Source organism: Novosphingobium hassiacum, assembly GCF_014196055.1.
GTDB classification, from domain to species: Bacteria; Pseudomonadota; Alphaproteobacteria; order Sphingomonadales; family Sphingomonadaceae; genus Novosphingobium; species Novosphingobium hassiacum.
The window spans coordinates 531,437-553,856 of record NZ_JACICY010000001.1 but is presented as its reverse complement, the minus strand read 5'-3'; the positions used below and the strand labels follow the sequence as shown (position 1 = coordinate 553,856).

16 protein-coding genes and 2 pseudogenes are annotated in these 22,420 nt (G+C 57.5%); 6 read left to right on the top strand and 12 right to left on the bottom strand.

Annotation, left to right across the window (positions count from 1 at the left end):
* The first annotated feature begins 6 nt into the window (after nucleotides 1-6).
* Nucleotides 7-672, top strand: a complete 666-nt coding sequence (locus GGQ88_RS02880; RefSeq protein WP_183611576.1) for a response regulator transcription factor — start codon at nucleotides 7-9, stop codon at nucleotides 670-672.
* On the opposite strand, the gene GGQ88_RS02875 is transcribed toward GGQ88_RS02880, so the two are convergent.
* The 5 genes from GGQ88_RS02875 to adh form a co-directional block, all read right to left on the bottom strand.
* Nucleotides 673-2,886, bottom strand: a complete 2,214-nt coding sequence (locus tag GGQ88_RS02875; protein WP_183611575.1) for a hybrid sensor histidine kinase/response regulator — start codon at nucleotides 2,884-2,886, stop codon at nucleotides 673-675.
* Nucleotides 2,883-4,037: an FIST N-terminal domain-containing protein gene (locus tag GGQ88_RS02870; RefSeq protein WP_183611573.1), complete on the bottom strand. Its 1,155-nt coding sequence runs from the start codon at nucleotides 4,035-4,037 to the stop codon at nucleotides 2,883-2,885. The genes GGQ88_RS02875 and GGQ88_RS02870 overlap by 4 nt, the downstream gene beginning before the upstream one ends.
* A gap of 56 nt (nucleotides 4,038-4,093) precedes the next feature.
* Complete coding sequence (locus GGQ88_RS02865) at nucleotides 4,094-4,513, bottom strand: DUF779 domain-containing protein (protein WP_183611571.1); 420 nt, start codon at nucleotides 4,511-4,513, stop codon at nucleotides 4,094-4,096.
* Nucleotides 4,514-4,515: 2 nt separating this feature from the next.
* Complete coding sequence (locus GGQ88_RS02860; RefSeq protein ID WP_343057056.1) at nucleotides 4,516-4,824, bottom strand: EthD family reductase; 309 nt, start codon at nucleotides 4,822-4,824, stop codon at nucleotides 4,516-4,518.
* A 108-nt stretch (nucleotides 4,825-4,932) separates the two neighbouring features.
* Entirely contained in the window at nucleotides 4,933-6,453 is a 1,521-nt protein-coding gene (adh, locus tag GGQ88_RS02855; RefSeq protein ID WP_183611569.1) for an aldehyde dehydrogenase, read from the bottom strand.
* Between the two features lie 150 nt (nucleotides 6,454-6,603).
* Here adh and acs point away from each other — a divergent pair, with 150 nt between their 5' ends.
* The 5 genes from acs (at nucleotide 6,604) to GGQ88_RS02840 (ending at nucleotide 14,274) form a co-directional block, all read left to right on the top strand.
* A complete protein-coding gene (gene acs, locus GGQ88_RS02850; protein ID WP_183611567.1) occupies nucleotides 6,604-8,559 on the top strand; it encodes an acetate--CoA ligase in 1,956 nt (651 codons plus the stop codon).
* A 164-nt stretch (nucleotides 8,560-8,723) separates the two neighbouring features.
* Nucleotides 8,724-8,975, top strand: a complete 252-nt coding sequence (locus GGQ88_RS21630; protein ID WP_343057055.1) for a hypothetical protein — start codon at nucleotides 8,724-8,726, stop codon at nucleotides 8,973-8,975.
* Complete coding sequence (locus GGQ88_RS21745) at nucleotides 8,887-9,276, top strand: phage integrase central domain-containing protein (protein ID WP_425490401.1); 390 nt, start codon at nucleotides 8,887-8,889, stop codon at nucleotides 9,274-9,276. The genes GGQ88_RS21630 and GGQ88_RS21745 overlap by 89 nt, the downstream gene beginning before the upstream one ends.
* 804 nt (nucleotides 9,277-10,080) lie before the next feature.
* On the top strand, nucleotides 10,081-12,498 hold the full coding sequence (locus GGQ88_RS02845; protein WP_183611565.1) for a TonB-dependent receptor: 2,418 nt from the start codon (nucleotides 10,081-10,083) through the stop codon (nucleotides 12,496-12,498).
* A gap of 81 nt (nucleotides 12,499-12,579) precedes the next feature.
* Nucleotides 12,580-14,274, top strand: a complete 1,695-nt coding sequence (locus tag GGQ88_RS02840) for an amidohydrolase (protein WP_183611564.1) — start codon at nucleotides 12,580-12,582, stop codon at nucleotides 14,272-14,274.
* A 353-nt stretch (nucleotides 14,275-14,627) separates the two neighbouring features.
* Here GGQ88_RS02840 and GGQ88_RS02835 read toward each other — a convergent pair whose 3' ends face one another.
* The 7 genes and pseudogenes from GGQ88_RS02835 to GGQ88_RS02805 all read right to left on the bottom strand — a co-directional run bounded on the left by GGQ88_RS02835 (nucleotide 14,628) and on the right by GGQ88_RS02805 (nucleotide 22,385).
* Nucleotides 14,628-15,860, bottom strand: coding sequence for a rhodanese-like domain-containing protein (locus GGQ88_RS02835; RefSeq protein WP_183611563.1), 1,233 nt, complete (start codon nucleotides 15,858-15,860; stop codon nucleotides 14,628-14,630).
* A complete protein-coding gene (locus GGQ88_RS02830; RefSeq protein WP_183611561.1) occupies nucleotides 15,857-16,480 on the bottom strand; it encodes a cysteine dioxygenase family protein in 624 nt (207 codons plus the stop codon). The genes GGQ88_RS02835 and GGQ88_RS02830 overlap by 4 nt, the downstream gene beginning before the upstream one ends.
* Nucleotides 16,481-16,873: 393 nt before the next feature.
* A pseudogene (locus GGQ88_RS02825) lies at nucleotides 16,874-17,999 on the bottom strand (IS3 family transposase).
* 82 nt (nucleotides 18,000-18,081) lie between these two features.
* Nucleotides 18,082-18,311: pseudogene (locus GGQ88_RS21185) on the bottom strand (IS110 family transposase); the annotation flags it as partial.
* 184 nt (nucleotides 18,312-18,495) lie between these two features.
* A complete protein-coding gene (locus GGQ88_RS02815; RefSeq protein WP_221214462.1) occupies nucleotides 18,496-20,862 on the bottom strand; it encodes a TonB-dependent receptor in 2,367 nt (788 codons plus the stop codon).
* Between the two features lie 272 nt (nucleotides 20,863-21,134).
* A complete protein-coding gene (locus tag GGQ88_RS02810) occupies nucleotides 21,135-21,962 on the bottom strand; it encodes a hypothetical protein (RefSeq protein ID WP_183611556.1) in 828 nt (275 codons plus the stop codon).
* Nucleotides 21,963-22,007: 45 nt separating this feature from the next.
* On the bottom strand, nucleotides 22,008-22,385 hold the full coding sequence (locus tag GGQ88_RS02805; RefSeq protein WP_183611554.1) for a DUF6152 family protein: 378 nt from the start codon (nucleotides 22,383-22,385) through the stop codon (nucleotides 22,008-22,010).
* Between the last annotated feature and the right edge of the window lie 35 nt (nucleotides 22,386-22,420).

Genomic DNA, 22,420 nt, shown 5'->3' with positions numbered 1-22,420 from the left:
AACTACATGGGACAGATTGCCGGTTCGACGCATTCGAGCCCGGACCGCGTGTTGATCGTCGATGACCATTCACTTGTACGCGATGGGCTTCGCTCGCTGTTCGTCGATGCCTTTCCTGCCTGCACCATCCTTGAAGCCGACTGTCTCGAGAGGGCGGTGCGAACCCTGACCGACGAAGGGGACGTTGATCTCGTGCTGCTGGACCTCAATATTCCCGATGTCTCGCATCTCTCTGGCCTTGAGGCGTTGCGCGACAAGTTTCCGGCAACGCCGGTGGTGATGGTTTCCGGCGTGACTGACCGCAAGACCGTGCGCGACGCACTGGCGGCCGGAGCTGCTGGCTTCGTCCCGAAATCCCTGAAGCGTGCGGCAATCATCGATGCGTTGATGCAGGTGCTCTCAGGCGAAATCTTTATGCCGGAGCTTGAAGGCGATGATTCTGGTGCTGCAGAGGAAGACCTGATCCGCACCCGCGTCGCCAGCCTGACGCCGCAGCAACGCGTTGTCCTGGGCCACCTTGTGGCAGGGCGTTTGAATAAGCAGATCGCCCATGAACTCGACGTTTCGATGACGACCATCAAGGCTCACGTTTCTGCCATCTTGCAAAAGATGAACGTTTTCTCGCGCACCCAGGCGGTCATCATGGCCGGGAAAATCAACTTCAAAGCTTGATCAGATTACTTCCAGTTGCCTTAGCAAGGAGCGCAGCTGTGCAGGCTTTACCGGCTTGTTCAGCATCGGCAGCGAGAGGTTTGCGAGCAGGGCCTTCGTTTCTTCTGCCCGGTCTGCGGTGATAACCATGGCGGGGATATCGCAGCCGGCAATGGCACGCATGGCGGCAATGGCATGATCGCCGGTCAGTCCATTATCGAGCTGATAGTCGACAATGATCATCGCTGGGCGGCGGACCAGTGCAGCGACCAGCCCCGGATCATAAGGATCACGTGAAACCACCACCTCCAGGCCCCAATTTTCGAGCAACGCTTCCATGCCGGAGAGGATGGCAGGATCGTTATCGACCACCACGACCATGCCGCAAGCCTCAGATGAGGTAAGCGTCACTTGCTCTTCGCTCGCGCCGATTGCCACAGGTGCAACGCAGGGCAGTTTGATCGAGAATGCTGATCCTCGCCCAAGCGACGTCTGGAGCGCGATTTCATGGTCGAGCATCGTCGAGACCCTGCGCACGATGGCGAGACCCAACCCTTTGCCAGGAATTTTCTGCGTCCGCCCCAATCGGCGAAATTCCTCGAAAATCTCTTCGCAGTCCTCACGCGCTATGCCGGGGCCGGTGTCACGCACGGTAACCTCGACGATGCCAGCGCGCTCCACCACTTCAACCGAGACCTGTCCGACCTCGGTATAGCGGATCGCGTTCGAGACAAAGTTCTGCAGCACTCGGCGCAAGAGGCGTGCGTCTGACCTGACCCAAAGCGCGGTATCGGCCACATCGAACTGCAGACCACCGGCCGCTGCCAAAGGTGCATATTCCACCCGCAACGTGTTGAAAATTCCCCCAAGCGGGAGATCGACGATCTCGGGCTGGATCGCGCCTGCGTCCAGCCGTGATATCTCAAACAGCGCTTCAAGCAGGTCCTCGACAGAATCCAGCGCCGTGCTTGTTTGCTGCACCAGAGAACGGGGGCGTTCCGGCAAGGCCTGCCCGTCCATGGCCGAAACGAACAGTCGCGCCGCATTCAGGGGTTGGAGCAGATCGTGACTGGCTGCGGCAAGGAAACTGGTTTTCGACCGGTTGGCGCTTTCAGCTTCATTCTTGGCTTGCACCAATTGGAGATTTACTTCGATCAGCTCGGCCGTGCGCTCGTTTACGCGGCGCTCCAGCGTCTCGGCAGTTTCGGTTAGCGAACGCTGCAATCGCATGTGGTCGGTGACATCATCGAACGTGAAGACCATCCCGCCATTGCTGAGCGGGACAGAGCGGATGATGAAATTGCGCCCGTCAATCAGGCAATCTGCAGCAAGACGCTGCGTGGTCTCATGGCGCCAGTCCAGTGCCTCCGGGCTATCGAGACAGAGGACGTCGACGCACCAGCGGACCAGCGCCGCATGATCGCTCACCTGATCGACGTGCCCGCCGTTCAGCGCCAGCACCCGCATCAGTCCTTCGTTTGATGCCTGCATTTTTTGCTGGGCGTCAAACAGGCAGACGCCTTCCGAAAGGGTATCAAGCGTTGCCTGCAGGGCAAGATTTCGTTCAGCCAGTTCAAGTGCGCGCTGCCGCGCATCCTCGGCCTTCACCGAAGTGATGTCGGTATAGATTCCGACGATCCCGCCACTGCTGGTCCGAATTTCGTTGATCTGGATCCATCGCCCATCAGTGAAGGCCTGCACATGTGCGCCTTCGGCCCTGCGGTGCTGGTCGACCCGGTCGCGTACCCAACGTTCAGGAGCAATGTGCGAACCGATGGTGGCTCCGGTAGTGGCCAGCCTTGAAGCCAGCTCGGAGAACGCGGGAGCCTCCTCTGAAATGTCCTCGAACCCGGGAAAGATGCGCAGAAACGCGCGGTTGCATAGGATCATCCGGTCGTCAGCATCAAACAGCGCAAACCCATCGCTGAGAGATTCGATCGCATCGCGCAGCAAGACGCGCGCGGCAGTTGCATCATCATTTGCGGCTGCCAGCTCGGCAATCACGCGGTTCAGCTCGCTCAACGCGTTTTCAAGTGCGCTGGTGCGGTCACGCACGACCGCCTCAAGCGCAATCGCTGTTTCGAACATCGAAAAAGCGCCGCCTTCCATGTCGATCGAGCGTTCGACCCGATCCATCAGGGCGCTGTTGATTTTCTCAAGTTGATGGACGCGCGCGCGCAAGTGCGCGATTTCGTCTTCACCCTTTAAGGCTGCGGGATAGGCGATGCCGCTCATCTGCCCACAGCGAGCCCGGTGAATGTCTGGTTCATATGCGCCGCACGGAACTGCTCGCCATACGTATTGAAGCCGAAGACACGATGGGCGACGTACATCTGCGATACGGCGTGCGCCTCCTGGCGGTCTTCCGCATCCAGACGGTTCAAGACGCAATCAAACCCGATCACATGATCGATCGTGCCAACCTCGCGCTCTATGTCGGCAAAGAGTTGTTCCATCGCCGAAACCCGATCGACCGGCTCGCCCAGGGACAGGACCACGCCGACGTCGATAGCGCAATAGAATGTCAGTGATCCATCAGGGTTTGCCGACTGGATCGACCGGACGTGAACCTGCCCTCCGGTTCGAACAATCGGCGGATGTGCCGCGAAAAAATGCGCATCGAGCACAGATGACGGATTGCCCGAAAGACGCTTGTATTCGGCAGCGGCGGGCGCTGCGTTGATTTCATAGACCGTGCGGGTTTCCGGGTCCGCCTCAGTGATCACCATCTTCGACGGGCCGGGACGATAGAAATTTGTACAGAACACATGGAGCGGACGAGCGCTGGTGAGCAGGACGATCACCGCAGCATCCGCATGGAACGCGCCATCATGGAGCACGGCGGTGTTGCGAAATGACAGCCCATCGCCGCCAGAGCCGCCGATTAGCTGAATATCCCCGCCGAGGGCATGCTGCGCGGTCATCGTCAGCAATTCTTCGCGGTGGGAAAGCCCATCGACAAAAAACAGCGCTACCTGGTGTGGCTTGTCATTGCCCACCTGACGCCTGCGTTCTTGCGCGACCAGATGCCGGATTGCGCCTTGGGCGGCCTGTGCTTCGAAATGATCAAGATCGTCAAAGCGCAGCGACGCCATCGAAAACACGTCTTGCGGGAAGCCGATCAGCACGATGCTGTTGGTATCATAACCCCGGTCGGCCAGCTCACCCGCGCTGGTGCAGCCAAACAAGGGGATTTCCGGCAACTGCAATGCCAGCTCCCGTGCCAGCTCAGCGCGCGGATAGCTGTTGGAGCAGAATAACAGGGCCCCCGCCAGACGCACGCTGCCAATGGCTGCAGCCAGTTCGGCCACCGCTTGCGCAGGATCGGTGACGCGCGAGGTGCAGGCCACCAATCTTGGGTCGTCGAGGTCAACCTGCACGGCCATCATCATCTCCCAACGGCCACGCCTCTTAACGAGCGTCTGGCCTTGATCCATGATCTCTAGGCTGACCCACCGGTTGCACCAAGCATATAAGGGTCTCCGCGTGGGGGTTCTCCGGCAAGCTCAAGCAATGCCGCTTCCTCATCACTGAATATCCGGCTGCGAACAATGAAGCGAAAACCCTCGGGCGCTTCGAGGCTCATTCCGGCACCACGCCCCGGCACGACATCGATCGTTACCTGGGTGTGCTGCCAATAGACGAACTGGGCCGCCCCGATCCAGACGGGGGTGTTGCCATGAATGTGCCCAAGCAGGATGTCCTGACCGCCTACGCGAAATTCGCCCGCGACAAAGCACATCGGCGCAGACCCGTCGCAGCATCCGCCCGATTGGTGGAACATCAACGGCCCATGCGCGGCGATCAGCTGCGCAATCAGATCATCCGCAGCGGCCGTTGTCGTCACGCGAGGGGGGAGCATGCTCAAACGACCTCGGCGATGAACACGCTGGCGCCGCCGGTGGCAAAATTGACGATATCGCTCGTGGCGGCCTGTGCCTCGGCTGTGGCCATGGCCGTTGCCATCGTCGTGGCATCGGCGAAGTAGATCTGCGCCATGCGGTAATAAGCTGGCGCACTGCCATCAGGACCTTCCATGCCTTTCAGCAGAACGATCTTGTCGACCATGGGGATCATCCCGGCAATCGGCATGTGGGTTGCCGCATAATAGTCTTCGAATGCCTGCGGATCTACAGGAGCATTATACATCACATTGACGACGACTTGTGCCACGACATCTCACCCTTTGCTTGTGCGGCGTTCAGGTGACGCCGTTCTCAACGACTGATGGCGCGCCTGACAGGTGTCAGAGCGTGCCATCTTTCAGATGCTATCGTCCAATCAGAAGAAACCGAGCTTCTTGGGGCTGTAGCTGACCAGCAGGTTCTTGGTCTGCTGATAGTGATCCAGCATCATCTTGTGATTCTCGCGGCCGATGCCCGATTGCTTGTACCCGCCAAAGGCAGCGTGAGCAGGATAGGCGTGATAGCAATTGGTCCACACGCGCCCGGCCTGAATGCCGCGACCGATACGATAGGCACGCGTCCCATCGCGAGTCCACACCCCGGCGCCGAGGCCGTATAGCGTGTCATTGGCGATTTCGAGCGCTTCCTCATCGGTCGAAAACTTGGTGACGGCCAGTACCGGACCGAAGATTTCCTCCTGGAACACACGCATCTTGTTGTGTCCTTCCAGCACGGTTGGCTGAACATAGAAACCATCCGCCAGTTCACCGGTGTGCATCATGCGCTCACCGCCGGTCAGGACCTTGGCACCTTCATCACGGCCGATCTGGATGTAGCTGAGGATCTTTTCCAACTGGTCGTTCGACGCCTGCGCGCCAATCATTGTCGCGGCATCAAGCGGGCTGCCCAGCTTGATCGCCTCAACCCGCGCAATCGCCTTTTCCATGAAGCGATCATAGATCGATTCATGGACCAGCGCGCGGCTTGGGCAAGTGCATACCTCGCCCTGATTGAGCGCAAACATGGTGAAGCCTTCGAGCGCCTTGTCGAGGAAGTCGTCGTCCTGATCCATCACGTCGGCAAAGAAGATATTCGGGCTCTTGCCACCCAGTTCCAACGTGCAAGGGATCAGGTTTTCCGACGCATATTGCATGATCAGGCGGCCCGTGGTGGTCTCACCTGTGAACGCGATCTTGGCGATCCGCTTGTTGGAGGCCAACGGCTTGCCCGCTTCGATGCCAAATCCGTTCACCACATTCAAGACGCCGGGCGGCAGCAGATCACCGATGATTTCCATCAGGACGAGGATCGACATGGGCGTCTGTTCGGCAGGCTTGAGCACGATGCAGTTGCCTGCGGCGAGTGCCGGCGCCAGCTTCCACACAGCCATCAGCAGGGGGAAGTTCCACGGGATGATCTGCCCGACCACCCCCAGCGGCTCATGATAGTGATAAGCCACCGTGTCGTGATCGATTTCTGAAATCGAACCTTCCTGCGCACGCAGGCACGATGCAAAATAGCGGAAGTGGTCAATCGCCAGCGGAAGATCTGCTGCGGTAGTCTCGCGAATGGGCTTGCCGTTGTCGATTGTCTCCACCAGCGCCAGCGCATCGAGGTTGGCTTCCATGCGATCGGCAATCTTCAGCAGGATGTTGGACCGCGCGGTCGTCGATGCCTTGCCCCAGGCATCCTTGGCGGCGTGGGCGGCGTCCAAGGCCAGTTCGATGTCCTCAGCCGTACCACGGGCGATCTGGCACACGATCTGACCCGTAACGGGAGAGATGTTGTCGAAATACGCACCGCGCACTGGTGCAACCCATTTGCCGCCGATGAAATTCTCGAACCTGTCGCGAATGAGCGCGGTGCCAGCGAATTTGCTCATGGCCTGTTCCAACATCCTAGTGTCTCCAGATAAACTTCTAATGGTTTCAAACCTCCTTTTGCGCCTCCCCCACAGCCGCGCCAATTGTACCTTGGAACGATGGTTCAGCTTGGCGGGATAGTGATAGAGGCGGAAAAATAGAGAACATTTCGAGAGGAGCCTGAGATGGGCGAAGCAGTATATCCGGTCCCGTCCGAGTGGGCGCAGAACGCGTTGGTGGATGCCGCGGGTTACGACGAGATGTACCGCCAGTCGGTCGAGAACCCGGAAGCGTTCTGGGCCGAGCACGGCCAGCGGCTCGACTGGATCAAGCCATTCACCAAGGTCAAGAACACCTCGTTCGATGAGGCCGACTTCGGCATCCGCTGGTTCGAGGACGGTACGCTCAACCTGTCGGCCAATTGCCTCGACCGCCATCTGGCAACGCGCGGCGACGCGATCGCGATTCTGTGGGAGCCCGACGGCCCCATGAAAGCAGACGGAGGGGGCGAGCCGCACCGCGAGATTACCTACCGCCAGCTCCACGAAGACGTCTGCCGCTTCGCCAACCTGCTCAAGGCCAAGGGCGTGCAAAAGGGCGAGCGCGTCACGATCTATCTGCCGATGGTGCCCGAAGCCGCCGTGGCGATGCTCGCCTGTGCGCGGATCGGCGCGATCCATTCGATCGTCTTCGCAGGCTTCAGCCCCGACGCGCTGGCCGGTCGCATCACCGACTGCGACAGCCGCATCGTGCTGACCTCGGACGAAGGCCTGCGCGGGGGCAAAAAAGTCCCGCTGAAAGCCAACGTCGATGAGGCGCTCAAGCAGTGCCCCGGCGTCGATACGGTGATCATGCTGCGCCGGACGGGCGCAGATGTCGGCTTCGTCGAGGGTCGCGACGTCGACTGGGCGAGCGCCGCTGCGCAGCAGTCGGCCGACTGCGCGCCTGAGGAAATCGGCGCGGAAGACCCGCTGTTCATCCTCTACACCTCAGGCTCCACCGGCAAGCCCAAGGGCGTGCTGCACACCACCGGGGGCTATGCGGTGTGGGCCTCGATGACGCATCAGTACGTGTTCGATTATCGTCCCGGCCAGATCTACTGGTGCGCCGCCGACATCGGCTGGGTCACCGGACACTCCTATGTCGTCTACGGTCCGCTGATGAACGGCGCGACCACCGTGATGTTCGAAGGCGTGCCCAACTTCCCCGACGCGAGCCGGTTCTGGCAGGTCGTCGACAAGTTCAAGGTCGAGATCTTCTACGGCGCCCCCACGGCATTGCGTGCGCTGATGCGCGAAGGCGATGACTGGGTGACGAAAACCAGCCGCGCCTCGCTGCGCCTGCTCGGCTCGGTCGGCGAACCGATCAATCCCGAGGCGTGGGAGTGGTATCACAAGGTCGTCGGCGACAGCCGCTGCCCGATCGTGGATACCTGGTGGCAGACCGAAACCGGCGGCGCGATGATCACGCCGCTCCCGGGTGCCACACCGCTCAAGCCCGGCTCGGCCTCGCGCCCGTTCTTCGGCGTCAAGCCTGCCCTGCTCGACAACGATGGCGCGCTGCTCGAAGGCGCCACCGACGGCTGCCTGGTCATCACCGACAGCTGGCCGGGACAGATGCGCAGCGTCTGGGGCGATCACGAGCGCTTCTTCCAGACCTATTTCAGCACGTTCAAGGGCATGTACTTCACCGGCGACGGCTGCCGCCGCGACGAGGACGGCTACTACTGGATCACCGGGCGCATCGACGACGTGATCAACGTCTCGGGCCACCGCATGGGCACCGCCGAGATCGAATCTGCGCTCGTCGCCCATAGCAAGGTGGCCGAAGCGGCCGTCGTCGGCATGCCGCACGACATCAAGGGTCAGGGCATCTACGCCTTCGTCACCTGCAATGTCGAAGTGGAACCCGACGAAGCCCTGCGCCGCGAACTGGTCGCCTGGGTCCGCCACGAAATCGGCCCGATCGCCACGCCCGACGTGATCCAGTTCGCGCCGGGCCTACCCAAGACCCGCTCGGGCAAGATCATGCGCCGCATCCTGCGCAAGATCGGCGAAAACGATGTTTCCAACCTCGGCGACACCTCCACCCTTGCCGATCCCTCAGTTGTCGATCATCTGTTAAAGTACAGGGCATTTTGAACAACAAATTCTCGTATAACAAGCGTTGCGGATACTGTTCGGCCCTAGCAAAGTCGCAAATACAGTCCGCTATCTTGGCATCGCGAGGACGCTCTAGCCCTTGCTGAGAACACCGAAATCTGAACTGTAAGGCTAGCGTTGCCCGATCGTGGGATTATCGGTGCATGCTCAATGGTCGGTCGCATGATGTGGGCTTAGGCACGGCAGGTCCCGTAGGTATCTCCCTGGCCGATGCTCGCGACGCACGCGACGCGCTGCGCCTTAAGGTCAAGGTGGGGCTTGATCCCTTTTTTGGAGCGCCAGCAAGAAGCTGCTCTCGAAATCGCGTTGGCCAAGGCAGCGAATGTAGCCCAGATTACGTTTACGACTGTTGCAGAAGCGCATATCGGAAAGAATGGGGAAAGCTGGTGGAATGACAAACACCGACAGCAATGGAAGAGCATGCTAGCCACCTACGTCTATCCGGTGATTAGAGAAGTGCCCATTGACGAGATTGGCACTAGCCACGTTCTGGATATCCTTGAGCCGATATGGAAAGCCAAGGCTGAGACGGCCAGTCGGGTGAGGGCGCGGATTGAAACGACCCTCGATGCCGCCAAGGCGCGCGGATTCCGTGATGGAGAAAGCCCGGCAAGGTGGCGCGGCCATCTCGCACTAATACTACCAGTACGCTCTCGACTAACGCGCGGCTCCGCCCCACCCCACAGTCTGCCTTAGTCGGCAATGGCCTCACCGGAGATTCTTGGCCAGCCAAGGTCAACATGCAACCATGTCAGTCCGGACGGATCTACCACAGGCAATCGCCCCCCGTTGAGATTTAAATCCGGCCTTCACGTAGACAGACGAGATGAATTGCAAGAGGATTATTGCGAAGCAAGTGGCCCGGTGCTGAAGGAAGCGGAGGCGCAATGCACCGACTTTCCACCTGGCCTTGTCCATAGACATGGCAAGCCACCTGCACCCTCTGCGAACGTGCCTCGAAATGTCCCGCAATTTGCTGTTCGCCCGGGCGCCTTCGGGTTGACCGTGGTGCCCCAAATAGATTGTGCTGCAGAGTCCCTTTGCCACCCGCATGAAATACAACGTCAAATGGGGAATCTGACGCAAGCCGTAGCGCTATGCCGTCGGCCGAAATGCCGCTGCTAAGCACAGGCTAACTGTGTCGGAGAAATTGACGTCAACGACAATGCCACACTGTTACATAGCGATATCCTATTAATCGACACCGAAAATATAATTGTTTGAATAATCCACAAGGTGTAAATAGACAAAGATGACATTATCACCGTATGTTTTAATAGATTATCTCTAATATTTTTTATTGCCTCATGCTCCATAATAAAAGTGAGGTAATATACGGCGTTAATCTGTCTTTAGGCGCCAAATGTTTAAAGATTATACTATTAAAATAAAAATATATAAAATAGGGGATTGGATATGTATTTACCTGCGAATTTCGCAATTTCGGCTGTTCGGAATGCGAAGCTTGCGCCTGTGTCATCACGGGTCGTTCTAGCCGCTATGCTCCTGACTTGGGGCTCGATCGCTCCCGCATATGGGCAGGAGGACTCAGGTAATACGACCGTTTCTGCGCAGTCGGAGCCGTTCGCGGACATCATTGTTACCGCTCGCCGCAAGGCCGAAGCAAGCCAAACAGTGCCCATTGCAATCACGGCGCTTGGTGGCCGAGAACTGGAGGCACGCGGAATCACAAAGCTCGCCGACATCGGTCGCTCTGTCCCCGGGGTTGTCACTTTCCCGGCAACTGTTCGTGGCAGCAACACCCCGGTTTTCATGATCCGCGGCATCATGAACCGTGACCCAGCTCTCACGAATGACGCATCAATCGGACTGTACTTCGCAGAAGTGCCGTGGGCACGAGCCGACGGCGCGAATGCGGCGTTGATTGACCTAGAGTCCGTCGAAGTCTTGAAAGGCCCGCAAGGGACGTTGTTCGGTCGCAATTCCACGGCTGGTGCCATTCTGGTGACACCCAAGGCACCGAGCCAAGAACTTGAAGGCTATGCAAAGCTCAGCGCCGGCAATTATGACCTGCTGGGTGCGGAAGCCGTCATCAACGCTCCGTTAGGTGATACGCTCGCGATCCGTCTTGCCGGTAGCCATGAACAGCGTAGCGGCTTTGCACGAAATGTTACTAGCGGGCGACGCACAAACAACGCCGACAGTTATTCGGCGCGGGCATCTTTAAAATGGGAGCCGACAGACTTCTTTTCCACGACGTTTATCGGCACCTATTTCGAGAGCGATGTGGCGCCGGACGGATCGAAGCTTATTGCCATCCCGCCGGCAGCCCCCTCTGCATTTGTCAGTAGTCTGTACACGCGTCTCGTCGACGCGCTCGCAAGGACCAAGGCGCTCGGCAAGTACGAATTCCTCAGCTCGATGTCGCCGTCTGTCTTTGCACAGAAGATTAACGGCGTGCCAAGCGTGTTGACCGGAGACCCTTATTCAAGGGTGAAAACAAAATCGATCCAAAATTCCACGACGATCGACATTGGGTCAGCTGGCATATTAGGTGATCTTGTTCTTAAGAACATTGTCTCATATCGTAAAGTCGAGAACGCCTATACATCCGAAGCGATTCCGGTCGATTTTCTGAATGTCAGCAACGCGGCGACCTTGTCGGTAAGGCAGTTCACGGAGGAGCTACAGGTTCAAGGATCGAAAACAAATTTTGACTATATTATTGGCGCTTTCTATTTCCGGGAGAGCGGTAAAGAAGGTAATTTGGCCTACTCTTTGTCACCGATATCAAGTTTGACCGATAACAATATCGTTAACACGAGCTACTCATTCTTTTTCAATGGAAACTATAGCCTGTCCAGCCTCGGCCTTAATGGCCTTAGCATTTCGGGAGGTGTTCGTTTCAATAATGATCGCCGATACATAGACAACCGTAATCGTCGTCAAACCACGCCAGGGCAGGTCGCATCACCGCAATACACCTGTCTGCTGCAACCAGCGATACCAGTGAATGACGGTAGCTTGTGCAGCTTCCGCACTTCCCGAGTATTCTCGGAACCAACATGGAATATCGGCCTCAATTACAAGACGGCCGGATCGCTTTTGTATGCGACGGTCAGCCACGGATACAGAACTGGGGGATTCAACGCCTTTGCCACAAGCCTTCCGGTAACCGTACCATTCAATCCCGAGTTTGTTGATAATTTTGAACTCGGGGCGAAAAATGATTTCGAGTTCTCGGGCCTAAAGGTGCGTTGGAACTTTGCTGGATACTATATTAAATATTCGGACATCCAGCGCTCACTCAATGTCTTGACTGGAGCCAACACGCTCTCTCAGATTACAGTTAATGCAGCCAGAGCCCATACCTGGGGCGGTGAAAGCGAACTTGTCATTCGTCCAACGGCCAATCTGGAGTTGCTCGCATCCTATTCCTACTCACGCCCAAAATATGACCAATTTACGGACAACTTTCGTGAGCCAAGCAGCGGTGTTATCTACCCGATCGACATATCCGACAGTGAATTTACCAGTGTGTCCAAGCACATGGTAAATGTTGGAGCAAGATACACCATTCCCGTTGCGGGCGATAAAGGTGAGATCGCGCTTTCTGGAAATTACTACTATAGGTCCTCTTTTTATAACGGTGCGGATATCAACACCGCACAATGTACCGTGCCAGGCAATCCTAACCCGGCGGCAGTTTACACCAATTGCTACAACCGGGCGAGCAGGTTGCCCGGCTACGGTTTGTTCAATGCTCGCATGGAGTGGCGGGACACAATGGGCCTGGGGATCGACACGGCTCTCTTCGTCAGTAATCTGACGAACAAGTTCTACTACAGTAACGCAATTTCGACTCTCGGCACTCTTGGCGGCTTGGCAGCGTCATTTGGCCAGCCTCGCATGTTCGGTGGGTCCGTGACAGTTCACTTTGGCGGGCACAGAAACTGATTGCCGGGCGAGGAGACTTTGCCGCTGACGCGCTCAGTATCCTCGCCGACCACTCGCCTGATCATAGAAGGAACCACCAAAATGCAGCTGAAATATCTTGCCGGATTGGCAGCATTTCTGTTGCAAACCGTGCCGGGCCTTGCGTCGGAAAAAGCGGGACCAAGTATGATTTTGCTCAACGGCAAGATAGTCTCGGTAGACGCCAAACAGAGCCAGTTCGAAGCTATCGCTATCGATGGCGAGAAAATCGAGGCGTTAGGCAAGACCGCGGAAATCCGCAAATTGGCGCGCAAAGGCACAAAGATCGTCGATCTGCAGGGGCGTACGGTCATTCCAGGCCTGATTGATGGCCATATTCATGCTATTCGAGCCGGTGCAGAGCATAGCTCAAGCGTTGTGCTGGGCGAGGCTCGGAGCATCTCCGACGTTCTTTCGGCACTGCGTACCGCTGCTCAGCAATCACCGGAAGGGGATTGGTTATTGACCCGCGGCGGATGGCATATCAATCAACTTTCAGAGCAGCGAGCACCGACCGCCGCTGAGATCGACAGCGTTGCCCCTCACCATCCGGTCTTCTTGCTGCACCAATATGGCTTTATCGTGCTCAACAAGCTGGCGATGCAGCGGCTTGGTATCAGTTCGCAGGCAGATGTTGCCGCTCCCTTGCAAGTGGTCTTAGGTCCGGATGGCGCACCTAATGGGATTATTATCGCCAAAGGTGGCTCGATACAGGTAGGGCAGCTGCTTACGCGGCTTCCCAAACCAAAATTCCAGAACCAAGTTGCTGGCACCGAGTCCTACTTCAAATATCTGAACAGCCTGGGCATTACCGGAGTCATTGATGACGGTGGGGTATTGGGCGCGGAACAGTATCAGCCAATATTCGATGTCTGGAGACGGCGGAGGCTGACAGTGCGCGTCCGCTACAATTTACAATCGGTAACGGAAGGTCAAGAATTGGCCAATGTACAACAGCTGACGCAGATGACGCCGCCTCTCTACGGCGATGGAATGCTCCGGGCACTTGGCATCGGCGAATATATGACAAAGGGCATGTTCGATACGTCGTTTCTGTCCCCTGCCGTACCCCGATCGAACGAAGCGATGAAAGAAGGGCTTGTCTATGCGCGATGGGTTGCCAGCAAGGGTTATGCGTTGGAAGTTCATGTCACGCATGATGAAACCGCACAGGCGTTTCTCGATATATTCGAGGAATTGAACACAACCACGCCCATTGCTCAGTTGCGCTGGAAGCTCGCACATTGCGATGATTGCACTGAAGATACGCTGCGTCGCATGAAGGCGCTCGGCATGGGTTATGCAGTGCAGGACCGCACCTATTTCGATGGCGATGACTTCGTCGCAGGCAAGGGCATCGAGGTCGCGCGCCGCTCGCCCGCAGTTGGAACGGCCGTGCGCTTGGGCCTTAATATAGGTGGAGGAAGTGACGGCAGCGTTGTCTCGCCGGTCAACCCCTTCATCGGGCTGCGTTGGCTTGTCACTGGGCTGGCGGTAACGGGTACACCGCTTAGGGCACCGTCAGAGCTAGTTTCCAGAATGGATGCGCTCCGGATTTACACGCTTAATAACGCGTGGATGTCATTTGAGGAAAATGATCGAGGATCGTTGGAGTCGGGGAAGCTTGCGGACATGGTCATCCTTGACCGCGATTATTTGACAGTTCCTGTAGAGCAGATCGGAGAGATCCGCCCCTTGGCGACGATGGTCGGTGGCAAGATCGTTTACGCTGCCGAACCTTTTGCAACGTTGCGATAGCGGATCGACCGGATCCGTATCGGATATCCGGTCGATATCCAGCAGTTTTAGAAGTGTCCAAGCTGCTTCCGCGCTAAGTGTTCGAGTGAGACCATCTTCACCACCATGGCCTTCGTCAGGTCAGTACTTGCCATGTGATCCCGGATTACGGTCATCACATGCTTCAACATGATCAGCCGAAAACGGGAAAAACAAACAGTAATCCGTTATGGCGAACTGCAGCAGACGCGGTTGTAGTCACCTTTGCGAGTGTATCAACCAAGCAACTGACCCTACTGGTGATTGGAGGAGTGTCAGAACTTTGGCCACCGATGACTTTGCGCCCGTGATCAACGAACCTGTTGGCGCATAATTCAAATGACAAAGAAGCCGTGGGTGCCATCACGGCGCAGCTGTTCAACCAATCCATATTCCCAATCGAGGTAAGCCTGCATCGCGGCGGCTGCGTTTTCGGTTCCTTCGTAAGGGCGTTTGTAGCGGCCATCGGGACCGCGCGGCGATGGGGCAGCGTCAGCCCCGACTTCCAGGACGGCACCGCTGGGCCATTCGACAACGAAGACGTCCCAACCAAGTTGCGCCAGCCAAGAGGCAGTCATGTCAGCGCGAGGACCGAGGTCGTCGGCCAGCACAATTCGCGCACCGCGCACAGAGGCGAAGTGATCGGTCTCCTGCACCAGTTGACCGCCTTGGGCGTTGCGGAACCCCGGCAGGTGTCCTTGTGCGTACGCATCAGGCAGGCGCACATCATATTGATAAAGCGTACGTCCGGCATCAGCGCGCAGGTGAATCAGCTCGTCCCATGTCAGCCGTCGCACGCCAGCGCGATAAGCTACCTCGCGCGCCTTTTCACCCGCTTCGTCGACGAACTCACGCTCGGGTTCGGGGGCTTTGCGTGCTTGCCCCGTTTCCAACCCGTGACCAGCCAGAGTCCAGCCGATGGTGCCGTTGCGCAAAGCGTAAACCCGGTTGGGCACCCCGGCATTGATCAACGACTGCGCGCCGATGATACTGCGAGTACGGCCCGCGCAATTGACGATGATTGTTGTGTCCGGATCGGGCACCGCTGCGCGGACCCGCAAAACCAGCTCGGCACCTGGCGTACTAACCCCACATGGGATGCTCATAGTGTTATATTCGTCATATCTGCGCGCATCAAGGATTGCGATGTCAGCCCTTTCGTCGATCAGTGCTTGCACTTCGGCGACGGGCAGCGAAGGGGTGTGCCGACGATGCTCGACAAGCTCACCAAAGGCTTTTGAATAGCTGTTAACGTCCGCGAACAGCTCATAGCCCGCATCGCGCCATGCGCTGATGCCGCCGGCGAGAGTCGAGACATCGGTAAACCCCAGCGCACGAAGTGTGCCAAGCGCGGCATCGACCAGTCCCTCGCCATTGTCATATACCACCACTGGCACATCCCTGCGTGGCATTCGCCAGCAAGCTTCGGCGTCCAGCCGCCGCAATGGGATCTGCGCGGCAAACAAGGGATGGCCCGAAGCGAAGTCTGGTTCCTCGCGCAGGTCGATCAGCGCAATTTCGCTGCCCGCCAGCAAAGCACTGCGCACATCCCGCGGTTTTACCATCATGAGGTCACCAAGTGGTTCCAGACATTTGGAATCTCCGAATTGGCATAACCCGAAACGAAGCGCTTCTCGGTGCCGTCAATAGTGTAGGTGGCGCGTTCAATCACGCCGATATTGCCTCCATAGACATGGATCGAAATCGAGGCCTGATCGGCACTGGCGTTGTTGACGCGGTGGATGTCGCCGATCGTGGGGCTGACCTTTTCCACTTCTCCTTCAAATAGCACGTCCGGTGGCCCAGTTGTGCGCAACTCACCGTTAGCCCCCATTTCGAACCGCTCGGACCGTTCACTACCGCGCAGCATGCCGATCAGGCCCCACGTCCTATGATCGTGAATTGGTGTACCTTGCCCCGGTCCCCAGACGAATGATACGACACTGAAACGCTCGCGGCTGTCGCAGTGGAGAAGATATTGTCGGTATCGTTCGGGATCGGGCTGTGCATAGACAGCAGGCAGCCAGTCGTCATGCGCGATCAGCCGCGCGAGCAGCTTGCTCCCGCTCTGCAGTATCTCGCTTTCACCCTCGGTGGATGAGAGCAGTTCGGAAAAGCTTTCCACGAATTGGCGCAGACGGGCAATACCCGGTCCCGTTAAAAAGGCTGGAGCCGAAAGCGTGCTCATCGTTGCTTACTTGACGGTAGCAGGATGAGGCCATGTTGAAACGGCGTGCTCTTCTTGCAACCTGTTGACGTGTCCGGAAAGAAGTTGAGGCAACCGATCATTCGGAAAACTCCTGTACCAAAGGCGAAACTTAGTTGATCTTTGAACACGAATTAATCGCATTGAGCCTTGGCACTATTACGTTTGGCAACCAATGTTTCTGCTTCAAAAGCAAACCCCGTTTGCCCGAGCAGGCTATAATCGTCTAGGGCCGATAACAAGCAACTTTTATGCGCGGAGCATGGGCGTAAAGTCGGCACAAGGCCGTCTTGATCGTGACCTGACCCCCTGCTTTCCGCCAGCTGGGATTAGAGCCCGGCGGTTGTTGCACTGCAACCCAACCTTGGACCACCCTTAGCTAGAGTTTTGTGCCTCGCTCGGACCCGGTGGGCTGGTGGCACCGGGTGAGTTTGCCAGCAGGATCGGGGGGATATTTCCGATCGCGCTGTGCGGTCTGTTCTCGTCGTAGTGTCTACGCCACCGCTCCAACTTTTCGCAAGCGTCTTCCAGCGACAGGAACCAGTGGGTGTTCAGGCATTCACTCCTCAGTGTGCTGTTGAAGGCTTCAATGAACGCATTGTCAGTCGGCGTGCCAGGCCGGGAGAAGTCCAACGTCACGCCCCGCTGGTAGGCCCAAAGATCCATGTCGCGAGAGATAAATTTGCTGCCATTGTCGACTCTGATCGTCTTTGGGTAACGAGCGACGCGGCAGGCCTTTTCCAGCGTGGCGACCAAGTCCTCACCACGATAACTGAACCGCGCATCCAGCACCGGAGAGACCCGTGAGAATGTGTCCACCACTTCAGGATGCGCAGTTTGCGGCCAGTTGCCAATTGGTCATGCACAAAGTCTATGGCCCAGACGTCGTTCGAGTGGGCTGCCGTCGTCCTGTCTTCCCGAAGCTTGGCCTTCACACGCCGCTTGGGCGTCTTGTTGCGCAGCTGAAGGCCTAACTCCCTGTAAAGCCGATAGACCTTCTTCATGTTCACCAGCCAGCCATCGCGGCGCAGGATGTAATAAACACGTCGATAGCCGTAGCGGACATGCGTCTCGCAGATCTCCTTGATGCGCTTTTTGAGCATGGCCGGATCGGCGCGGTGGGATTTGTAATGGTAGGTCGAAGTATCGACTGGCAGAACCTTGCAGGCCCTTCTGATCGACACACCCCAATCTGCCAGCATCCCATCCACGAGCTCGCGCTTGCGATCCGGCCTCAGAGCTTTCGCTTGATGACATCCTGCAGCATCTCGCGATCCAGCGTCAGGTCCGCCACGATCCGTTTGAGCCGCGTATTCTCATCCTCGAGCTCACGAAGCCGGCGCATCTCCGTCGGCAACAACCCTGCGTACTTCTTCTTCCAATTGAAGTAGGTCGCCTGGCTGATCCCTGCGTTCCGACAGATCTCAGCCGCTGGCGAACCTTCCTCGCCCTGCTTGATGACGAACGCCTTTTGCGCGTCCGTAAACTTTGATGCTTTCATGCCACGACTCCTCGTCCAGCCAAGGAAATTTACGGCACAAAACTCTATCCAAAAATGGTCCAGTTTTCAGGATGCAGAGCAGCTTCACATAGGGCTTCACGTAAGCGGGCGGCATGAGCCGGACTTCGTGGCCCAATGCGATCAGCTCGCGAGCCCAATGGTGCGCCGATGCACACTCATCCATGCCGACCACGCAGCCTGGAAGGTCGGTGAGCAAGCCGATCACTTCTGCGCGCCTCAACTTCCGACGCACCAGAACGCCTCCGTCGCTGCCGAGCGCATGTGCTGAAAAGCGCTCTTCGCCAAACCCAATCCGACGGTGGCAACCTCCTACTTCATGTGACGACGCTCGACGTGGACCTACAACGGCCGCATCGTTGCACAGCTACGTTGGTGCAGACGCCGTCCACGCCATCATGGCAAATGGCGCAAGTCGCGAAACTAGGAAACGTCAAAAGGAAACGCGCCACCGCTTTATGCAGCAGCGCGTTCCGGATCAGATGGCCATTCGGTATTGCACACCGATCTGTCTGGGCCGACTGACAACGCCGCGCAGAACGCGTTCGAAGCTTCCGTCTTCCAGAAGTTCACGCCGCTCGAAACCGGAGTTCGGCTGATCACCGTAGTTCAGTCGCTTGTCCAACAGGTTCTTGGCGTAGACCATCAACTGCGCCCCACCAAACTTCACGCCGAAGTTGGCATTGACCAGATTGAGCGGCTGACGTGTGAAGAATACGGCGGTGCCATCAGCAACCGAGGGCACTTTGGTCGAGCTCGTGTAGCTGTAGTCAGCGGCAACGAACAGATCCACCGAGCCACTGAGCGGCGTTTCATAATAGCCTGACAAGCTTGCGGTCCATTTGGGCACAAACCCGAGGGGGCTGTTGGGCGCCTGCGGCAGGAAGCCCGGATCGACCAACGTGGCATCGAGATAGCCAACCCCGAGCTGAAGCGTCAGCGGAACATCGGCAATTGGACGACCATTGATCTCGAACTCACCGCCATTGATCCGCGCCTTGCCGGCATTGGTCGTGAAAGTGAGACCACAGATAGGCAGTGTTCCGATCTGCTGGATGTTGGACCAGTCCATGCGGAAAGCGGCTGCTGAAACATTGAGCTGTCCGCTTGCCAAACGGCTCTTGGCACCAACTTCATAGCTCCACAGCGTATCTGAGCGATATCGGCCCGCGCCAGCGCGCGTCAGGCCCAGATTATCGAGATCGGTATCGCAGAACGATGGCAGGGACCCATTGGTGCCACCAACTCGAAAGCCTTTCGATACAGAGGCGTAGATGTTGCCACGATCTCCGATTTCATACGATACGACGGCCTTGGGAACCAGACCGGATTCACGGTTGGCGATTGGCGCATTCACGCTGCCTTCCGGACCGAACAAGGCACCAGTATCGACGCTGCCCGTGCGATTCTGGGTGATCCAGTACTTCCGCAGGCCCAGCGTAAAGGTCAGCCTGGAAAGCGGCTCGTAGTACAGCTCGCCGAACAGGGCAGTATTCTTCTCGATTGAATTCGTCCGAACCTCGGCAAGGTAAGATGGTTCGAGTCCCGCTTCGGCCAACTCGGGGACAAAGACAGCGGGGTTGAAATCGTTCTTTTTTACCCTGTTGTGAAAAACTCCGACGATCCCCGACAGGCCCTCGATCAACGCGCCCTTTTCGAACGACAGACGCGTTTCGTGCGCAAAACGCGATTCACGCGAAATGATGAGGTTGTAGAACGGCACCCGATCGAAGCTCACGCCGAGTTCTGATTCAAAGAAAAAGTTGGTTCCTTCGGTGTTGTCATCAACCTGCGTGATCTTGCGGCTGAAGACGCTGTTTGAAGACACGATATTGAACCCCGTGCCGCTATAACGAAGCACCAGCGCACCAAGGCTCCAATCGTCCTTCGAGTATTCCTGGACGTTGGCGTCGCGATCGAGCGTGTACGATTGCACCTTGTATTCGGGCAACCGCACATAGGCTCCCGGGAAGCCATGCAGGCGGTTGCTCTGACCGAGGACGCTTGCGGTTGCCTCAAGCGAATCCGAGAATTTCGCACGCAGAGCTACCGTGCCAGACAGGTTGCGGCTTCGGGCATCACCGTTTTTGGTCACCAGATTTCCGGAGACATCGGGGTATCGGCGCGTGATGAAGCCGGAATCCTGCATGTAGCCCCCTGCGGCACTCAGTGAGAGTTGATCCGGCACCAGGACGACGTTGGTCCGGACGTTGCCGTCATAGTCAAATCCGCCGCGCTTGGTGTGCCCACCCTGCAAGCTTACCGAGCCTTCGTTGTCCGTTAATGAAGGCTTTTGCGTGATGTAGCGAAAGTTGCCGCCCATCGAACTGGCACCGAACAGCGTCCCCTGCGGTCCTTTGAGCACCTCGATCCGATCAAGGTTCAGCACCTGAGGGCTGACCGAAGACGGGATTGGCGTGTCATCGATGTAAAACGCGGTCGTACCAATGCCGACGACGCCGCGGATGCTCGTTTCACGGTCTCCGCTCCACAGCAAGGTTCCGCCCTGACCGAACTGGAATGAGAGATTGGGAACCTTGGTCGCGTAGTCGACGAAGTTCGTGATATTCTGCTTTGCCAGAAAGTCTGACGAGTAGCTGGTAATGGCGGCGGGAACCTCTGTCAGCGTCTCGTTCTTCTGACGCGCGGTCACGATGATGACTTCGGCTTCGGCAATGCCTGCATTGGCATCGCTCTGAGCAGAGGATTGATCAGCTTGGGCAAATGCCGTGCCGGTTGAAAGGGCCAGGGTGCCGCACAGCATGCCGGTGCGGCCAATGTTTGCGCCCCACATGGCGATACGCCGCCAGCGGGCAGTATGGCTCGTGTAACGGTGTTCCATCATGTTTTCTCCCCTTGTGGTTTTAGCGGCGCGTTTCTGCGCGTCGTTGGTCAGGTCACTTGTTGCCGGGGCGGTGCACAGGGGGCATTTCCCGTTTTGTCAGCTGGGGTCCTTGCCCCCATTGCCGCCACGCGCGGCAACCGGATTGGTTTGGTAACATTCCGGTGTTTCTTGCGGTGTCTGTTGCAGTTTGTGAACGCGTGTAACCGCATGTGAACTGTCTGCGAACGTTTCACGCGCCCGCTTGCGGACACGTTTGCGGGTGTCCTCGCATGCTACTCAGTCTTGAGGTCGACAGTGCCGTCCGGCTTGATTTCATCGTGCAGGTTGTCGCAGATATATTCCGGCATGCGGTATTCGGGCAGCCGCTCGTAGATCCAGCGGAACTCATAGGGCGTCTTGAGATAGCCAGGATCTTCGATTGCAATGTCGAGATAGAGCTTTCCATTGGCCGCTATCTGATAGTGCTCCGTAATCGTCATGGCATCGCTGTGTGGGATTTCGAAGAACTCGACTTCCTTCTTCACCCCGCGCGTTTTGATGACGAGGGTATCGCCTTGCCAAGTTGCCGTTGAAAACCCGAAGTAGCTTGGCGGCATTTCGTCGGCTGCGGGCAGGGGCTGATCCATGTAGATCCGGCGGGTCTGCATGAAGAGCTCTGCCAGAACAGTGATCTGCCCTGGAGTCTGCAGAATCTGGATTGGATAGATCGCCTGCATGACGGTGGGCATGCCTTCGGGCAGGCAAAGTGTGCTGGGGTCCAGCAGTGGTCTTCCAGCCTTGTGCGCCTCTTGCCGCTTCGAGCGTTTTTCTTTCCATTGCGTGGCATATGGCTCTTCGAGATCCGGCCCCTGATCAGGCGGTGGAATGTCATCGAAGTCGCCCGAATAAGACGGCCACGGCGCTGGATACCGCGCCCATACTCCCGTCAGATCACGCGGATTCCTGGCTAAAGCCGAGGGAGTAGGCCGCGCCACAGAAGCTGCGCCATTTTCCTTTGATCCCGTTTTTGCGGTTTTGTCGACAGTCGCGGCATTGGCCACCGATGCGACAAACGCAAGGCTGGCGACGAGCCAGACTGACCCGATGTTCCTGAAAGTCATAGTGTCTCAATCTGTCCTGTGTCCGGGATCAAGGCAGGTGCAGCCTCAGAGCGCGCCGAGCTTTTGGCCGTTTGGCAAAGTGGCGCCCTTCAGCGCGCCTCCAGCCTTGCCGTTGCGCAGGGGGAATAGGGTGACATCGATCCTGTCACCGGCTTTGACGCTGTTGAACCTCCACCCGGTTGAGGTCAAAGCCGAGGGGCTGGCACATTCAAGCCCGTAACGCGTCTGGCCGCTTTGCACGATCAGATAGACGTGAGGATTGCCCCACTTGAATTCGAGGACCGTCACACCCTTGAGTTCGATCAGTTTGTTCTGATCAAACATCGCAAAGGAATGATGAGACGACGCAGGGGCACTGACCAATGCCAGAGCCATGGCCAGCGCTGCTGAAAGTCTGCCTCTGACACTCATGCTTTTCTCCATCCCGTGTTTTCGTTGCAGCGGCCCACAGCGAAGCC